The organism is Candidatus Kryptonium sp. (assembly GCA_025060635.1).
Classification (GTDB): Bacteria; Bacteroidota; Ignavibacteria; order Kryptoniales; family Kryptoniaceae; genus Kryptonium.
Genome location: JANXBN010000070.1, coordinates 1 through 1,157 on the forward strand (window position 1 = coordinate 1; position 1,157 = coordinate 1,157).

Genomic DNA, 1,157 nt, shown 5'->3' on the forward strand with positions numbered 1-1,157 from the left:
AACTAAAAGAATAGCTCGCGGCGTATCATCAACTGAAAATTCCGTATACAGGATTTTATAATCTTTTCTTTCGGGCTTATAAGCAATTCTGAAAATATCATTAATGGTTTCAATTTCAAGTTTTTGGGTTTGATCTATCAAAGCATAAATTATATCATAAAATCTTGGAAGATAATTAGAGTATTTTATTTTTTCACACCAATCATAAGTCTCGTAGACGAGGATCTCATCCTTTGGATGGATTAAAGGAGATAGCGTAAGCCACTGATAAAAATAATCGGGCAACGGCTGTTTGTAAGGTTCATTAGGTTTGTTTTGCTCAACAAAATTTTTTATGTCCTCAATTTCCTGTTGTATTATTGGATCAAGGTGATCAGTTCCGAACTGTTCATAGTCCTGATTAAAGTTTTCGTATCTATTATCACCACGAGCCATTATATCAAGCAAGATTAAAACTGGCGAATCATTTATATATTCAAGTCGCGTGATGATTCTGAATTTCCTCATTCTTTTTTTAAGATATGGACCGTGGCGATCAAGAATTTTCGTTATTCGGTATGGTTCGGATGACTGGACAGATTTTATAAACTCTTCTATTTCTTTATCAAATCCTCTAGGAATACTTCTTTTGAAATTTTGAGTTTCATAGACAAGAACCATTTTTGCCCCCTTGAGTTTGTTTCAATAGAGTTTTATTAACTTAACAAAATAAAAAGTGTTAAAACCCTGAATCTTTTTTAAATAGAAAACGATCAAGAAAATGTCAAGAGGGATAATGGCTTCAATCCCTCATCCCTAAGGGATCCCTTCGGGACAGGTGCGATTCAAACAATCAACAGATTCAAAAAATCGTTGAGTTGTTTAATGTTTCAATCCCTCACAGGTGCGATTCAAACTTTTAACGATGAAGTGGACTTGTATTCTGTAAAATTGTTTCAATCCCTCACAGGTGCGATTCAAACTATGTTATATTTGAGTATTACGACGGCGAAAAAATGGTTTCAATCCCTCACAGGTGCGATTCAAACGTTTTACCAAGTGCCGAAAGCGTTGCGAATTATATATGTTTCAATCCCTCACAGGTGCGATTCAAACATTTTTTGAAAAATATGTCTATGAAATTTCATTGCCGTTTCAATCCCTCACAGGTGCGATTC

General features: G+C 34.6%; 1 protein-coding gene and 1 CRISPR repeat array. The gene reads right to left on the reverse strand.

The annotated features are described in order from the left end of the window. The coding region (locus NZ923_10675; protein ID MCS7230474.1) for a hypothetical protein at positions 1-660 on the reverse strand (660 nt) is incomplete at its 3' end. Between the two features lie 140 nt (positions 661-800). Next, a CRISPR array of direct repeats spans positions 801-1,156; the repeat unit is 25 nt; unit sequence GTTTCAATCCCTCACAGGTGCGATT. The last annotated feature ends 1 nt before the right edge of the window (position 1,157 follow it).